Genomic DNA, 14796 nt, shown 5'->3' on the forward strand with positions numbered 1-14796 from the left:
CCATGGTTTTTTGAAGCGGGCGGGAACAGCTTGTGAAGCGTATTTCAGGTGCGGGCTGATCCGCGTTGACGGAAGCGGTCGAGCGCCACGGCGCCGATGATGACGAGGCCCTTGATGATGTATTGCCAGACGTCGGATACGCCGAGCAAAACCAGCCCATTGGTCAGGACTGCGATGATCAGCGCGCCAACCAGCGTGCCGACGATCGAGCCCACGCCGCCGACGAAGCTGGTGCCACCGAGAATCACCGCGGCGATCGCGTCCAGTTCGTACGACTGTCCCATCTGCAGACCGTTCGCCGCATACAGGCGGGCTGCGGACATCACGGCGCCTAGGCCGGCAAGCAGGCCCGACATCGCGTAGACGAACATCTCGATGCCCCACACCTTGATGCCCGAGAGGCGAGCGGCTTCGGGGTTGCCGCCGACCGAGTAGATGCGCAGGCCGAGGACGGTGCGACGAAGGATGAACCACGACAGCGCGACCACGGCGATCGCGATCACCACGAGCCAGGGCACACCGAGGACTGTGCCATTGCCAATGAAAGCGAACGACAGTTGCGGATTGAAGACGGTCGTGTCATGGCCGAGCAATCGGGCAACACCGCGCACCGCAGTGAGCGCGCCGAGTGTGACGATGAAAGGCGGCAGCCTCAGGAGGGCGATCAGCGCGCCGTTGATCAGGCCGAAGCCGATCCCGACGGCGAGCGCGGTCGGGATGCCGAGCCAGCCCCAGCCAGGAATGTTCGACGCCAGCAAGGCCGCCACCGCGGCGGCCGACAGCACCGAGCCGACTGACAGATCGATCCCGCCTGTCAGAATGACGAAGGTCATCCCGGCGGCCAGCACGATGTTGATCGATGCCTGCTGCGTGACGATCGACAGGTTCTGCAGACTGAAAAAGTTGTCCGTCCCGAGGCCGAAGCCGATGCACAGCAGCACGAGCACGGGCAGCATGCCCGCCGTTCGCATCAGCGACTGCATGCGCTCGCGGTGTTCGATACGCGATTGCCGCTGGGCCTGGGTGGGCGCCTTCGGGACTGGGACCGGGTCGGCGTCGTGCTGCTTGGTGGTATTGCTCATGTCGTCCTCCGAAATACTCGAGATCCTGTCTCTTTTAAGAATCAGGCAGCTTCGCCCAGCGCGGGGCGAGAGCCCGTGGCCAGTTCGATGATGGTTTCCTGAACAATCGGCGTGCCGGTGTGCCCGCCGAGTTCGCCTGCAAATTCGCCTTCGCGCATCACCAGCACGCGATCGGCCACACCGATGATTTCCGGCAACTCGCTCGATATGACGATGATGCCCACGCCCGAGCGCGCGAGGTCGTTGATGATCCGATAGATCTCGGACTTCGCGCCGATGTCCACCCCGCGCGTCGGCTCGTCAAGAATGAGCACACGTGGCTTGGTCTCGAGCAGGCGCGACAGCAACACTTTTTGCTGGTTACCGCCGGAGAGCGCGCCCGCGTTGACCTTGGCGTTCGGTACGCGGATGGATAGCGCGGCGATCGCATCGCGCGCGCGGGAAGCACCGCGTGCCAGATCGAGTACTCCGAGCCGCGCGTCCCGGTTGCAGACCGCGACGTTGATGTTGTCGCGCACGCTCATGTCGAGAAAGAGGCCTTGGCCCTTGCGGTCTTCGGTGAGGTAGACGAGGCCCGCGTCGATTGCATCACGCGGGGTGCGCAGCGCGAGAACCTTGCCGTCCACCGCCACTTCGCCTCTTACGCGCGGTTCGGCGCCAAAGATGAGGCGGGCCAGTTCGGTGCGCCCGGCGCCCACGAGGCCCGCGATGCCGAGGACTTCGCCCGCGTGAAGATCCAGGCTGCAGCCACGGACGCGTCCTTTGTCTGCGACATTGCGTACCGACAGCACGACTTTGCCCGGATCGTAGGGCGCGTGCTGCTTCTTGTAGAAGCCGGAGATGTCGCGACCGACCATCATTTTCACGAGACTCTCGGCGGAGAGCTGGTCGCGCTCCAGCGTGCCGACATAGCTGCCGTCGCGCAGCACGGAAACGCGATCGGAAAGCTCGTAGATCTCCGCCATGCGATGGCTGATATAGATGATCGCGAGTCCTTCGGTGCGCAACTGACGGATCAGATCGAAGAGGCGGTCGGTTTCGCGCGACGACAGCGGTGTAGTGGGCTCGTCCATCACGAGGATACGTGCGCGGGTATGCACGGCCCGTGCAATCTCGACGAGTTGCCGCTCGGCGATGGACAGGTCGCCCACCAGGGTGTGCGGCCGGAAGGCGGCACCCAGGCGTTTGAGCACGGCTTCGCAGGCCTGCTCCATTCCCGGGCGGTCGATTACGCCCCAGCGGCCGCCCTTGCGCAGTTCGCGTCCCGCATGGATGTTTTCGGCGACCGACAGATTGGGCGCAAGGCTCAATTCCTGGTAGATCACAGCTACACCGAGGGCTCGCGCGGCGAGCGGGCCGTCAATGACCTCGACCTTGCCGTCGATGAGAATCTGTCCGCCTGCGTCCGCCTGATAAGCGCCCGAGAGGATTTTCATCAGGGTCGACTTGCCGGCGCCGTTTTCGCCCATCAGCGAATGCACTTCGCCTGGATACACGGTGAGGCGCACGTTGTCGAGCGCGCGCACACCGGGAAAGGTTTTGCTGATGCCACGCATTTCCAGCAGCGCGGGGCGGGATTCAGAACTGGACATGGGTCACCTCCTGGGGTGTAGTACCCGCGCCTTTGAGAATTCCCGTGCGCGGCGAAAAGTTGAAGAACATCGGCAGCGTTGCCGCGCCGATCGCGCCTGCATCCGGCCCGAACGTGCCTTGCACCATCTCCGGAGTGCCACGCGCTTCCGGGGCGGTCGCGATCATGGCGGTGCGCAGGCGCTTCATCAGGGTATTGAGCAGACCGCAGTCGACGTCGGCGTCGAGGATCACCACCGGAACATCGAGCACGCACAGCATCGAGCGCAGGGCGGGGGCGAGCGCGTCGATGCAATCGTCGATCCATTCGTCGACGGCTGGCAGGCCGCGCGTCATGCAGGCTTCGAGATCGGCCCGCTTTTCAATCGACTCGCCGCTGTAGCGTAGATGCCGTGTTAGCGCGTTGAGGGACGCGCGTGAGAGCAGGATGTCCCATTGCCCTCTGGGCTGAAGGGCCGAAGGCAGGCGGCTGGGCGGAACCGGCATGACGCCGATATCGCCCGCATTGCCGCTCACGCCGCGCAGACAATCGCCGTCTACCGCGATGCCGCCGCCTATTGCCGGCCCGAGAAACAGGTAAATGAAATCGTCCGATTGACGCCCGTGGCCGTAGAACAACTCGGCGATGGCGGCAGCGTTGCCGTCGTTCTCGCTGAAAACCGGCAGGGACAGGGCCCGGCCGAGTTCGCCCGCGAAGTCCACGCCGTCCCAGGCGCGGAACGTGTCGGCCGGCAGGCCAAGTTCGCGCAGCCAGCTTCCCAGGTTGTATGGCTGCGCAACGCCGACGCCCGTCAACCGCTCGCGCTCGTGCGAGGTGAGCACCTGAAGGATGCCGCGGATATCGTCCTGGACGATTTCGAGCACCTTGGCGGGGTGAGGCAGCACCACGTCGTGCGCGCGGCGAGCCAGCACCTCTCCGGCAAAGTTCACCAGCACCGTCTCGATGGAGGTGCGATCAAGCCGCACGCCAATGCCGAAGGCGCCGCGCGGGTGCAGGCGGATCAGGGAGGCGGGTTGGCCGCGCTGGCCCTCCAGACGGCGGCCGGTGAATTCGATCAGTCCGGCCTCGCCCAGCGACGCGATGATGCTGCCCACCGCTGTGCCAGTCAGGTTCGCCTGGCGTGCCAGGTCGGCTTTCGACGCGGGTTCCGTACGACGCAGCGCCTGCAGCAACAGGCGTTCGTTGTAACGACGCACGTTGGCTGAATTGCTGCCGCGACCGATATGAGGACTTCTCACGTGTCTCACTCCAGAGTGATTGCTGTCTGGCTGGCTATTAATTAAATCAAGTTGATTTATTTAATACCACGGTTCAGCGCGTGTCTGCCAGGGGAAATCCTGGGTGGGAGCCAAAGTGAAGCAGGTCCGGACGGGGCCGCGTGTGTCGATCAATGGCAACGCGTCGCGCATCTGCAATAAGGGGAGTAACGGGCCGCCGCGCCTGCGGCTCGTCCCTAATTGGAGGCAAATGAGGGCTTGACTGGCCGCAACGGGTCTGACTTGCGGCCTTTGCTTGGCCGTCCAACGGCCACCGTGAGGGACGGGGTATGCGAGTGCGGGAGCGCGCTTTTCAACGTACGCGCTGTGACCGGGTTCCCGGTTCGGTTCGTCCGCCGTCCAGGCTCAAATTTGGACAGGATCTGGACAAGAACGGCGGTGTCCGCAGGCTTGGTGATCGCTGGTAGGTGGCCTTTCTCATGGCGTGGCACGACGCCGCGAAGGGTCAAGGCGGTGCGGTCTTCGCGCAGTCCGTTCTGGACCGCATACGTCACTGTTCGACGAAATTTCCTGCCTGAATAGTTCAGCGAGCTTTTCCGCTGTCAGTGAAAGCGGCGCATCGCGTAGCTTCAAGATGCCGAGCTTAAGCGGCGGCAACGCCGTCAGTAGTGGCACCCGGCTCGCCTGCTCCCCATACGGCTCCGTGCTGAGCATCTCGGCCGGACACACGAGCAGCGCGTCACTGCGCGTCATCAGACTCCAGCTGACGCCGTACGTGTTGGTCCGGATGATGCGCGTAGGCAGCAGTTGCTGCGATCGACGCAGATAGTCGAGCAGGTTGGTGTGCTGACTGCCGGGCGAGAGGTTCATGACCCATTGGCAATCGAGTAATTGCTGCCATTCGGTTGCCTTTTCCAGCGGGTCCCCCGCCGGCATGCCACTATCGTCTCGAGCGTCTGCAGCGGTTCGAAATCGAATTCGCCGCTTATCTCGTCTTCGGCTGGCGCGGCGACCGCGAAATCGATCGATCCATCGCGCAGTGCGTGGAGCACGTGGTCGAAAAGATGTACACAGAAGAGACGGTCGCCTTGCGTCACCTTGCCGCGAGCGGCGAAGCGATTCTGCAGGTGCGGGTCGATCTCGGCGCCTACGAAACGCTCGTCGCGCAGGGAAAACCCACCGACGCGGTGCTCGCCCGCGTACACGCCGGGCTGGCTGACAGTGATCGTGAACTGGCGGCCTACCTGACGCAGTCGCCGTCGGACGGCGTAGAGAAGGGTCTCGCCGACGCACTGCGCGCGAGGCGTGAGCAGTTGATGAAACAGGTGCTGGCTCCTGAAGTCGCGGCGCTCGACCAGAACGATTTCATCACCTTCCGGACCACGGAGCGCCAGGCCCCTGACGCGGTGTTCAGCGACTACAAAAGCGCCCAGCTTGCGTTAGAGAATGTTCAGGCACAGCAGCAGAAAGCCCGCTTCGAATCGGCCCAACGGAATTTCCAGCAGTTGTGCTGGCTGTTTGGTGCGATCGGGTTGGTAGTGATCGCGCTTGGGCTGTTCGCGCGCTTCATGGTGACAGCGTCGATCGTGCGACCAATCAACGCGGCAATCCAGCACTTCGAGCGGATCGCGGCCGGCGACCTCACGGGGCAGATCGCCGGCGTGCAGACGAATGAAATGGGCCGCCTGATGGGGGCGCTTGCCCGCATGCAGGAGGGGCTCGTTGCTGCTGTCAGTCAGGTTCGTCACGGGACGGCGGCGATCGCAGACGGCGTGCGCGAGATTGCAGGCGGTAATGCCGATCTGTCGACGCGCACTGAACAGCAGGCGGCGACACTGCAGGAAACGGCATCGAGCATGGAGGAATTGACCGCGACGGTCAGGCAGAACGCCGACAATGCACGGGAAGCCAGCACGCTCGCCGACAACGCGTCGCAAACGGCCGCGCGCGGCGGCAAAGTCGTCGACCAGGTCATTGGCGTAATCGCGGACATGGCCTCGGGGTCGAACAGGATCGTCGACATCATTGGCGCCATCGAGGGTATCGCTTTCCAGACCAACATACTTGCACTGAATGCTGCCGTCGAAGCTGCGCGTGCCGGCGAGGAAGGGCGTGGATTCGCGGTGGTGGCAGGCGAAGTACGTGCACTGGCGCAACGCTCGGCTGCAGCGGCGAAAGAGATCAGGGAACTGATCAGCGGCTCGGTCGCAAGGGTTCAGAATGGAGCAGAACTCGCGACCCGCGCCGGCGCCACCATGGCGGAAATCGTCAGCGCTGCGCGCAACGTAACCCGTATCGTGAGCGAAATCAGTGTGGCTTCTGAAGAACAATCGCGGGGCATCGAGCAGATCAACCAAGCGGTGACGCAGATGGACAATGTGACCCAGCAGAATGCCGCGCTCGTCGAGCAGGCCGCGGCAGCAGCGGCGTCGCTCGAAGATCAGGCGGGCGCCCTCGACGATGCGGTTGCCGTGTTCCGATTGCATGAAACTTGCCAACCACAGGGCGGGGAATCCTATAGGCAGGAGGCGGTGACGTCAGGACTATCGACCGCCTGCGTATCAGGTCAAAGAACACTGCGGGGTCAATCGCTCGTCCAGGCCGTCGCGGCGCAACTCGTACCCCAGTTGCCGGTCCAACCAGTAGAGCAGTGTGGTGCGCCAGGAGGTGCGAGATGAATGCTCGGACGACGTTGTGGCGGCCTGGGGCGGTTTTCCTCACATGCATGCTTCTGGCCAGCTTAGCGGGATGCGACGTGTTCACCGGACCGCCCGCACCAGAATGGCCGGGCCCCCACGCACCGTATCCTTTTCCTAACGACGTTCCGCATCGAACCGAATGATGTGGCATGGACGCGGTATATGCGCGCGCGTTCGGTGTCGGTCGCGCATCAGCCACAATCGAATGTCGGCCGGAACAGGTCTTGCGGATTTGCGAGAGAACTGTTCCTGTCCCGCCTCGGGAGCCGTCATCGCCTTAACGTACTTTGACGCCCCTTTCGTCAGACGCCCCCCATTTGTCCGCAATTGCCGATGACGGCCAGGCGCCGGCCTTCGTAATCACGGGCTTGTCTGTAGCCGCGCGGGGGGGGTAATTGCACGAGCAGCCTCCTCAGCTTGCTCATCGCGGTGCCTCAAATTGTCCTCAAGCGCATGCTGGCCGCCGCACGCCCGAAGTCGGTCCGCTGGAAGCGCCACACCGATGGCTGCTTCGGTATGCTGAGCACTGGGATTCCCGTGCTCGCAAACGCGGGCCGATCAGCGGCTTGAAGCGGCCGATCGGCATTTCGTTCAGGGCTCGCCGGCCATAACCGCTGGCCTTCTGCCAGCCCGGTCGTCCGTGCACCTACATCGCTTCCATATGCCGATCGCGCTGCGTGGCCGGTCCAGCCCCGCGGCCACGTATCGCAGTTGATCGTGGCGGAATGACGATCAGCGCGGCCGCGCTGATTTGCGCGACCGTGCGGTAGATCGGTGCGCCGTCATACCGCCATCGACGATGAACGGCCCGATCTCGCCAGGATCTCATCGAGCAGCGGCGTGACCTGTGACCAATCGTTCCCACTCTGATCGTTGAGCGTGTGCGCCACGATCAGCCCTGTGCCGACATCGAACGCCAGATGCAGCTTGCGCCAGCAGCGGGGCGACTTGACGCCGTGTTTCTCCTGCAGCAGGACCCGCGCCGCAGACCTGCAGCTCGGTGCTGGTCGACCGGCACGTCCAGTGGTGGTGAGATCGGGAATCGGCGACGTCAACCTCCTCAACTGGACCACCGAACCCGGTACCCTTCGGCCTCGCCCAAGTCCGGCATCTATCGGAGGTGCGCGGCGAAATCACGCCGGCGGAGCGGATTGGCCGCGACCCTTGCGCCGGGGGTTGTGTCGCGATAAGTTCAGCGAGGCGAGAAAATTCCGCGATGGTAAGGAGTCCTTATGCCACCAACGAATAGAACTGGGCAGCAGCGGTTCGGGTAACGCCGTTGTCCTTCATCTGGCCTTTCCTGATCATATGCATCGTCTCAATGCCTGACAGGATGATGCGGGCACACCGGAAATCCTTGAAACCCATCATGGGCCTGGTTCGGCGTTTGATCGCCCGATGATCCTGCTCGACAATGTTGTTCAAATATTTGACCTGCCGGACCTTGATGGGCGTTTCCCGCTTAGCGTTGATGGTCTGGAGGGCGGCCAGATTGGCTCCGCTTTTATCCATGGTCACGGTCTCAGGCGTGCCGTTCCGATCGATGGCTTTCTCAAAGTAGCGGCGGGCGGCAGCCTTGTCGCGATGCGCCCGCAACAGGAAATCGACCGTATTACCGGCCTTGTCCACTGCGCGATACAAGTACTTCCACTGGCCGCGCACCTTGACGTAGGTTTCATCCATCCTCCAGCTTTTGCCGACCGGATATTTGTTCCTGCGAAACGCTTTCTCGAACAACGACACGAGTTTGATTACCCAGCGATGCACGCTCGAATGGTCAACCTCGAAACCCCGTTCGGCCATCATCTCTATATGAACGCGTCCCTTTGCGCTAGTTCTCGCTTGTTGTGACAGACAGGATCGGCTGCTGCTCTATATCCGGGCTTATTGCAGCCCAACAGGCTGCGGCCCCCTATGAAATCCGCTGGCCCGCGCCTCATTCTTCCAACGAGCTCGAAGCTCTGGAGATGATTCAGGCTTGGCGGGCCCCGGTCCTACCTGGCTTGAAAATCATCTAGCGGGCCTCCCACCGTCGTCATGGAGGCGGCGGGGTTAAAGTGAGTTTGCCAACTGCTTTAACCGAAGGGAGGCTGTGATGAAATATAGCGGAATTGACCTGCATTCGAATAACAGCGTCGTGACTGTGACCGATGAGGCGGACCGGGTGGTCGCGGAAAAGCGCATGCCTAACGACTTGCCAAAAATCCTTGCGTTTCTTTCACCATGGCGAGCGGAGCTGGCCGGCGTCGTGGTCGAATCCACCTTCAACTGGTACTGGCTTGTCGACGGGTTGCAGGAAGCGGGCTTCAAAGTGCATCTCGCCAATACGACGGCTATCAAGAAATACGATGGACTCAAACACAGCGGCGATGAGACCGATGCGCGTTACCTGGCTCACCTGCTGCGGCTGGGGATACTTCCGACAGGGACCATCCTGCCGCCACAACAGCGTGCCGTTCGTGATCTTGCAAGGAAACGGATGCAACTCGTACGAAGTCGCACCAGCCACATCCTCGCGGTCGAGAACATTACGGCACGCCAGTTCGGCAAGCGAATCACGAGCAACCAGGTCAAGCGACTGGACGGAGAAACCATCAAACAAATGCACCTGCCAGACGACATCGCACTCGCGGTTCAGGCCAACGTCGCGGTCATAACAACGCTTTGCACGCAGATCGACCTCCTGGAAAAACGTCTTCACGAAAAAGTCGCACCGAACCCTGACTACACGTTGCTGACGACGGTGCCGGGCATAGGTCAGACTCTTGCAACCGTCATTCTGCTGGAGGTGGGCACTATTGAGCGGTTCGCCAGCGCCGGCACCTTTGCTTCCTATGCGCGCTGCGTCGACAGCCAGCACATGAGCAACGGCAAGAAGAAAGGCGAAGGCAATACAAAGAATGGCAACCCGTATCTGTCCTGGGCGTTCATCGAAGCGGCCAACTTCGCGCTGCGCTATTGCGCTGAGGCCAAACGATTCTACGAGCGAAAGAAGGTCAAGACCAATACCATCCTGGCGCGCAAAGCTTTGGCGCACAAGCTCGCCCGCGCATGCTTCCACATGCTGAAGGAGCACAAGCCATTCGATATAACGCGCTGCTTTACGTAGAGCTAACGACGGCGGCCGCAAGCCTCATGTGATGACTGGTATTCAACCACTTTGGTTTGAATAGGATGCTGTGCCGCCGTCCCCGATATGCAGTAAAAGCGGATCGCCCGCAATGCGAGCCAGCTGTGGATTGGCGCCGACAACCCGGCAGCCCTTGCACTTGTGCGAACCCCATGGACGCATTGCGGTACCAAAGTTCTTCTGGGGTGGCGCAGCCACCAGGGCGACAGGCAACCGCAGTACGCCGATCGCTTGATCCTGATGGGTGTCTGGCGCGATCCGTCGCAAGCCAGGAATTGAAGAAACGGGCGCGCTCAGCTACTGCAATCAGGCATCGAACCCGGCTGCTGACAGCCGTGGGTTTTGCTTGCTCGCTTGACACGAACCCGCTAATGGGTGTCATCACACTCGATTGCTGCGCAACCTTTCGACGTTCACCCTGTGTCAAACGTTGATCTTCTACATCGCGTGAGTCATTCAGGCCGGTTTTACGCTCACATAGTCCTTCCGGTATGGCCGGTCATGGGCCAGTACGGCCCAGATCGTCCGCGCCATCTTGTTGGCCAGTGCGACTATCACGACATTCTTTGGCCGCCGCTTCTTCATCTGCTCGAGCCACTCACCTGGCTCCTTTGCGTGCTCAAGGACGCTACGTGCACCGTGGATCAGCAGTGTGCGCAGATACGTGTCCCCCCTCTTGCTGATCCCGTGCAGATTCACTTTGCCGCCCGAACCCGTCTGCCTCGGTACGATCCCAACCCACGCGGCAAACTCCCGCCCCGAACTGAACGCTTTCGGGTCGCCCATCATCGCGACCGCCGCTGTTGCCGTCAGCAGTCCGACGCCGGGGATCTCGCCGATTGCCTTTACCGATTTGTCTTCCTTCTTCCACTCGCTCATGCGGCGCTCAATCTGTGCTATCTGGTCGTCCAGCTTCGCCAGTCCGTTCCACTGCTCGCGAAACGTGTCAATGATCACAGCAGGCAGATGCTCGGCGATCCGTTCGAGCACCACCGGTATCTCATTGTCCAGCTTGCTCCGGCCCTTGCTCATCACTTCGCCGTATTCCGTCAGCAGTCCTCGCAGGTTATTGATCTGCATCGTTCGGAACTTGATCAGTTGCTGCCTCATCCGGTGCAGCCCAAGCATCGCCTGCTGCATCTCGGTTTTTACCGCGACCGGCTTGCCTGGCTGCTGCACCGCCAGCCAGATCGCCCGGGCGTCCGCCGCATCGTTCTTGTTACGGATGTTGAACGCCTTCACGAACTCCCCAGGCATCAGCTTCACCTCGTGGCCCATCTTCGTCAGTTGCCTGGCCCAGTGGTGCGCACCACCGCAAGCTTCCATCCCGATCAGGCACGGCGCACGGTTCGCGAAGTGCTCAAGGAACTTTGCCCGCTTGACCGGCTTGTTCACAATCTCGCCGGTTTCCTGATCGATGTAATGCACCTGGAACACGTTTTTCGCGATGTCTATACCGACTGCTGTACGATTCACCACTGGATCCTCCGGTTGCCTTGGAAAAATCTCTATTTTCCACGTGGGCACATCGATGCCGTTGGCCCGTGAGGATCCACCTTGCTTTGCTCACTCGGCCACGGGGTGGGACGCGTTCATTTCATTCCTCCAGGTGGCGCAGGCTCAGCGGGTAGGCCACGTACCATCTGACACACAGCAGGATCACGTCCAGCGGATAGTGCAGGCGTTTGAGTACCTTCGCTACGCCGGCAGGCAGGGCTTTTCTCGCAGCCGCCTTCTTCATATCACGCTTCACTTCAGGAAAATGTCCGCCTGGATTTTACTCCTGCATCCTTAGCGCGACACAACCATAATTCTGACGATGCAGGCGCAGGCCTGAATGTGCTCGGCCGGAACGCCTTGACCAGGTCGTCCTCGTCGCGTTTGATGTCCATGTTCTCGATCAAAGACTCCGCCGGCGAGACAACGCAGCCATGATCGTCGGCTCTAGGCCATGAAGCGTTTTGACACGGTCTGGGCCGAACTCTGCCCGATGATGAACTGCTGGCTGGGTCGGCGCGCTGATCGGCCGCGTCGGTCAGCAGTCGACCCCTTACGGCCCTTCAGATCCTCAGGAAGCGGCCGTTCTACGTTGATATGGCGAGAACACCGAGAGCGGGCCAGGTGAAGAGAAATAAAGCGAAATGGGCGGATGCTGCGCGACTAACCCGCTGTAATATCAAACGGGCTTATCGCTGCAGTGGCTGGTATAGAAACTGATGCCATTGCCATCGGGATCCTGCATCGAGAAATAGTGGTGGCCGTATAGCTCGCCATCCGCAATAGCTGACGGTGAATATCCTTTACCGATCAGGCCGACCCTGTAGGATTCCAGATCCGCTTTTGTAGGCCCCGCGATCATCAGGTCTATTTTTTCGCTGCTGAAATCAGGCCTCTGCCCATTCTGACTGTTCAGCAAAGCGCCAGCCTGATCATCGCCCTTTTGGAACAGCAGCAAATGCGTGCCACCACGCATTTCAACGACCCCCATTCCTGGAAAGGTGCCGAATGCGCGCAGGCCTAAACCAATATAAAAGCGATAGCTCGCCTCGACATCTTGCACTTTCATAACAAAGTGACCAAGGGTCACGGCAGGCAACAGATCTTCCTGTTCATGTTCGTTCATAACGTACCCCAGAGAGTTAGCTGAGAAACAATCTTGCGCCGCGAGCGTCGCTGCGCTAATCTGACTGGCCAGTCGGAAATAGTATCCGACTGGCCAGTCAGAAAAGCAAGGGGTTGTTGTGACGCGAAAAAAGGAAATCGACAAAGACAGGGTTTTAGATGCAGCCGAGGCCGTAATCCTCGAATCTGGCGGCCGAAATTTCACGCTCGATGCCGTCGCCGAGCGCGCAGGAATCAGCAAGGGCGGTCTCGTCTATAGCTTTGCAACTAAGGATGGATTGATACACGCTGCGCTAGAACGAGAAATTGCTCGGTTTCAGGAGGCAGTGTGTCGGCGACTTGGCAGCGGGCCAACTGGGCCGGTCGAATTGGTCCTCGCGCATATCGAGGAAGCACTGGACGAGGACGACGCCTCGACGCAAATGGCGGCTTTTCTCGTAACCGCCCTGGTGCACGCCCCTGACATGCTGGGGCCGGTCCGAAACCTTTACCGTGCACTGCTCGATCCGCTTCGATCCGAACATGGCGGGGTTGCTGAAGTACGTCACGCACTGCTGGCTGTTGAAGGTATTTTTCTGCTCCGAGGACTCGGGTTTGCAGAGGTTTCCTCAGACGAGCTCAAATCTGTCCTGCTCCACGCGCGCAATGTCGTCCTCGCGGCGTTGGATAGACCCGCGTAGCGCCCGCTCCGGGAATCAGAGGGTCAACGATGAGCGCGGCAATCGCCCAATCCCGGCGGGCAGTTCTGATAGGACGGGCGGGTCTTAATTTCGAGCGCCAAGAGTCCGTCGCAAACCGGGACGCGAGCGCAGTATTGCCAGCGAAATGAAGGTCGATTGTGGACAATGTAGGTCGCGTAATCGAGTGTCCCTTCATGGCCGAACCCGGAAGTCCATTGGCGGTCCGAGCAGTACCCCTCTAGCCGCACGCTGAACTTCTGTAGACGAACCACTTCGGCCTCAGGGAACGTCGGCGTTCACAGATACGCATACATTGAAATTAACCGGAAACAAACAATAATGGTTGATGATTCCCATGCAGTTTTTCACGTCGTGATGCGTTTTAAACGTCGATCGGTTATTTCACGCAACTCTATGTCACCAGCGAGAGCAATGCGATCATGCAAAAAGCAATAGCTGCACAGCCGGTCAAGCGGCACGTGTTGAGGGGCCTGCTGGCCGTGACGGCCTTCATGGTCACGTTGCCGGGCGGTTCGTGGGTGCGGGCGGCCGACACCGGCGCCGCCGATACGGGAGCGTCCGCGAATCTGTCGCGCGTCGCCGTGCTGGCCACTGGCGGCACGATCGCTGGCCAGGCCGATACACGTGCGGCGAATGCGTATAACGCCGGCGCGGTCGGCGCGCAGCAGCTCGTGCAGGCCGTGCCCGGCATCGAGAAGCTCGCGCACCTGAGCACCGAGCAGGTCGCGTCAATCGGCTCGCAGGACATGAACGACAAAGTCTGGTTCGCGCTCGCGCGGCGCATCCAGCAAATCTTCGATCGCAACGAAGCGGACGCCGTGGTCATTACGCACGGCACCGATACGCTCGAAGAAACGGCCTTCTTCCTCGACAGCGTGCTGCGCACAGACAAACCGGTGGTGTTGGTCGGCTCGATGCGGCCGTCGACGGCGATAAGCGCGGACGGTCCGAGCAACCTGTATGAGGCGGTCGAAGTCGCGGCGAACAACCGTTCACGCGGGCGCGGCGTCATGATCGTGCTCGACGACAAGATCCAGGCCGCGCGCTGGACGACGAAGACCAACACGACCAGTGTCGAGACCTTCGTGTCGCCGACGACCGGCCCGATCGGCTTTGTCGATCCTGCAAGCGTGAGGTTCGTGACAGCCGCCGCGCCGGGCAGCGGCGCGAAGTACGCGTTGCCGTCAGGTGATCAGTTGCCGCGCGTCGAGATCGTCTACGCGCACAGCAATATGGATGCGCTGCAGATCGACAACGCAATCACGAACGGGGCAAAAGGCATCGTGTTGGCAGGCGTCGGCGACGGCAACACGTCGAAGGAGGCGTTGGACGCGCTCGAGCGCGCGGCGCAGAAAGGCATCGTGGTAGTACGCTCGACGCGCGTCGGCTCGGGCTTCGTTAACCGCAACGTCGAAGTCAACGACGACAAAAGCGGTTTCGTTGTGTCGCTCGATCTGAATCCGCAAAAGGCGCGGATACTCACGCAGTTGCTGATCGCAAATGGCATCACGTCGCCCGCGCAGGTTCAGCAGGCGTTCGCGATCACCCGGTAACGCTGCGCGCAGGTCAGTGTGCCTGTAAAAAGCCGGCTGCCATGCTTCCGACAGTCCGTGCACGAAGTTCCGTTGTTTGGTGCGAAGCTGCCGTTCGAATGTCTAGACGAAACTGCGAGGCAATGGCCGTAACTGGCCCAGACCGTGTCAAAACGCGTGGCCGCCGGGAATTTGACCAGGCGCTGTCTCGGCGGAGATCGC

Annotated in this window: 11 protein-coding genes and 2 pseudogenes; 4 read left to right on the top strand and 9 right to left on the bottom strand. The window is 61.1% G+C overall.

Features of this window, described 5'->3' with window-relative positions; translation table 11 throughout:
- Window positions 1–44: 44 nt before the first annotated feature.
- From HF916_RS10050 to HF916_RS10065, 4 genes are all read right to left on the bottom strand, one after another.
- Window positions 45–1082: an ABC transporter permease subunit gene (locus HF916_RS10050; protein ID WP_168788089.1), complete on the bottom strand. Its 1038-nt coding sequence runs from the start codon at window positions 1080–1082 to the stop codon at window positions 45–47.
- Window positions 1083–1123: 41 nt separating this feature from the next.
- Window positions 1124–2674 (bottom strand): sugar ABC transporter ATP-binding protein, encoded by a 1551-nt coding sequence (locus tag HF916_RS10055; protein ID WP_168788088.1) that lies wholly within the window; start codon window positions 2672–2674, stop codon window positions 1124–1126.
- Window positions 2661–3911 (bottom strand): ROK family transcriptional regulator, encoded by a 1251-nt coding sequence (locus tag HF916_RS10060; RefSeq protein WP_168788707.1) that lies wholly within the window; start codon window positions 3909–3911, stop codon window positions 2661–2663. The genes HF916_RS10055 and HF916_RS10060 overlap by 14 nt, the downstream gene beginning before the upstream one ends.
- Before the next feature lie 456 nt (window positions 3912–4367).
- A complete protein-coding gene (locus HF916_RS10065) occupies window positions 4368–4826 on the bottom strand; it encodes a LysR substrate-binding domain-containing protein (RefSeq protein WP_168788708.1) in 459 nt (152 codons plus the stop codon).
- Here HF916_RS10065 and HF916_RS10070 point away from each other — a divergent pair.
- Entirely contained in the window at window positions 4796–6568 is a 1773-nt protein-coding gene (locus HF916_RS10070) for a methyl-accepting chemotaxis protein (protein WP_277352257.1), read from the top strand. The two genes, HF916_RS10065 and HF916_RS10070, sit on opposite strands and share 31 nt — an antisense overlap.
- Window positions 6569–7371: 803 nt before the next feature.
- On the opposite strand, the gene HF916_RS10075 is transcribed toward HF916_RS10070, so the two are convergent.
- Complete coding sequence (locus tag HF916_RS10075) at window positions 7372–7644, bottom strand: transposase (RefSeq protein WP_168788709.1); 273 nt, start codon at window positions 7642–7644, stop codon at window positions 7372–7374.
- Window positions 7645–7819: 175 nt separating this feature from the next.
- Window positions 7820–8398, bottom strand: a pseudogene (locus tag HF916_RS10080) (IS6 family transposase); the annotation flags it as partial.
- Window positions 8399–8684: 286 nt separating this feature from the next.
- Here HF916_RS10080 and HF916_RS10085 point away from each other — a divergent pair.
- Window positions 8685–9698, top strand: a complete 1014-nt coding sequence (locus tag HF916_RS10085) for an IS110 family transposase (protein WP_206001709.1) — start codon at window positions 8685–8687, stop codon at window positions 9696–9698.
- 477 nt (window positions 9699–10175) lie between these two features.
- Here the strand turns inward: HF916_RS10085 and HF916_RS10090 are convergent, their stop codons facing one another.
- The 3 genes and pseudogenes from HF916_RS10090 to HF916_RS10100 all read right to left on the bottom strand — a co-directional run bounded on the left by HF916_RS10090 (window position 10176) and on the right by HF916_RS10100 (window position 12342).
- Window positions 10176–11195, bottom strand: coding sequence for an IS110 family transposase (locus HF916_RS10090; protein ID WP_168788343.1), 1020 nt, complete (start codon window positions 11193–11195; stop codon window positions 10176–10178).
- Window positions 11196–11319: 124 nt separating this feature from the next.
- Window positions 11320–11460, bottom strand: a pseudogene (locus tag HF916_RS10095) (IS6 family transposase); the annotation flags it as partial.
- Between the two features lie 435 nt (window positions 11461–11895).
- A complete protein-coding gene (locus HF916_RS10100) occupies window positions 11896–12342 on the bottom strand; it encodes a VOC family protein (protein WP_168788710.1) in 447 nt (148 codons plus the stop codon).
- 118 nt (window positions 12343–12460) lie between these two features.
- On the opposite strand from HF916_RS10100, the gene HF916_RS10105 reads away from it, so the two are divergent.
- Together HF916_RS10105 and HF916_RS10110 are read left to right on the top strand one after the other, a co-directional pair.
- Window positions 12461–13021: a TetR/AcrR family transcriptional regulator gene (locus HF916_RS10105; RefSeq protein ID WP_168788711.1), complete on the top strand. Its 561-nt coding sequence runs from the start codon at window positions 12461–12463 to the stop codon at window positions 13019–13021.
- A 440-nt stretch (window positions 13022–13461) separates the two neighbouring features.
- The gene (locus HF916_RS10110; RefSeq protein WP_240975221.1) at window positions 13462–14595 is read left to right on the top strand and encodes an asparaginase; all 1134 of its coding nucleotides are present in this window, start codon (window positions 13462–13464) and stop codon (window positions 14593–14595) included.
- The last annotated feature ends 201 nt before the right edge of the window (window positions 14596–14796 follow it).

Source organism: Paraburkholderia aromaticivorans (assembly GCF_012689525.1).
Taxonomy (GTDB): domain Bacteria; phylum Pseudomonadota; class Gammaproteobacteria; order Burkholderiales; family Burkholderiaceae; genus Paraburkholderia; species Paraburkholderia aromaticivorans_A.

What these genes read in the sequence shown, in the direction of transcription:
- HF916_RS10085 (WP_206001709.1), top strand. Translation starts at nt 8,685, where the DNA reads ATGAAATATAGCGGAATTGACCTGCATTCGAATAACAGCGTCGTGACT.
- HF916_RS10050 (WP_168788089.1), bottom strand. Translation starts at nt 1,082, where the DNA reads ATGAGCAATACCACCAAGCAGCACGACGCCGACCCGGTCCCAGTCCCG.
- HF916_RS10100 (WP_168788710.1), bottom strand. Translation starts at nt 12,342, where the DNA reads ATGAACGAACATGAACAGGAAGATCTGTTGCCTGCCGTGACCCTTGGT.
- HF916_RS10110 (WP_240975221.1), top strand. Translation starts at nt 13,462, where the DNA reads ATGCAAAAAGCAATAGCTGCACAGCCGGTCAAGCGGCACGTGTTGAGG.
- HF916_RS10065 (WP_168788708.1), bottom strand. Translation starts at nt 4,826, where the DNA reads ATGCCGGCGGGGGACCCGCTGGAAAAGGCAACCGAATGGCAGCAATTA.
- HF916_RS10055 (WP_168788088.1), bottom strand. Translation starts at nt 2,674, where the DNA reads ATGTCCAGTTCTGAATCCCGCCCCGCGCTGCTGGAAATGCGTGGCATC.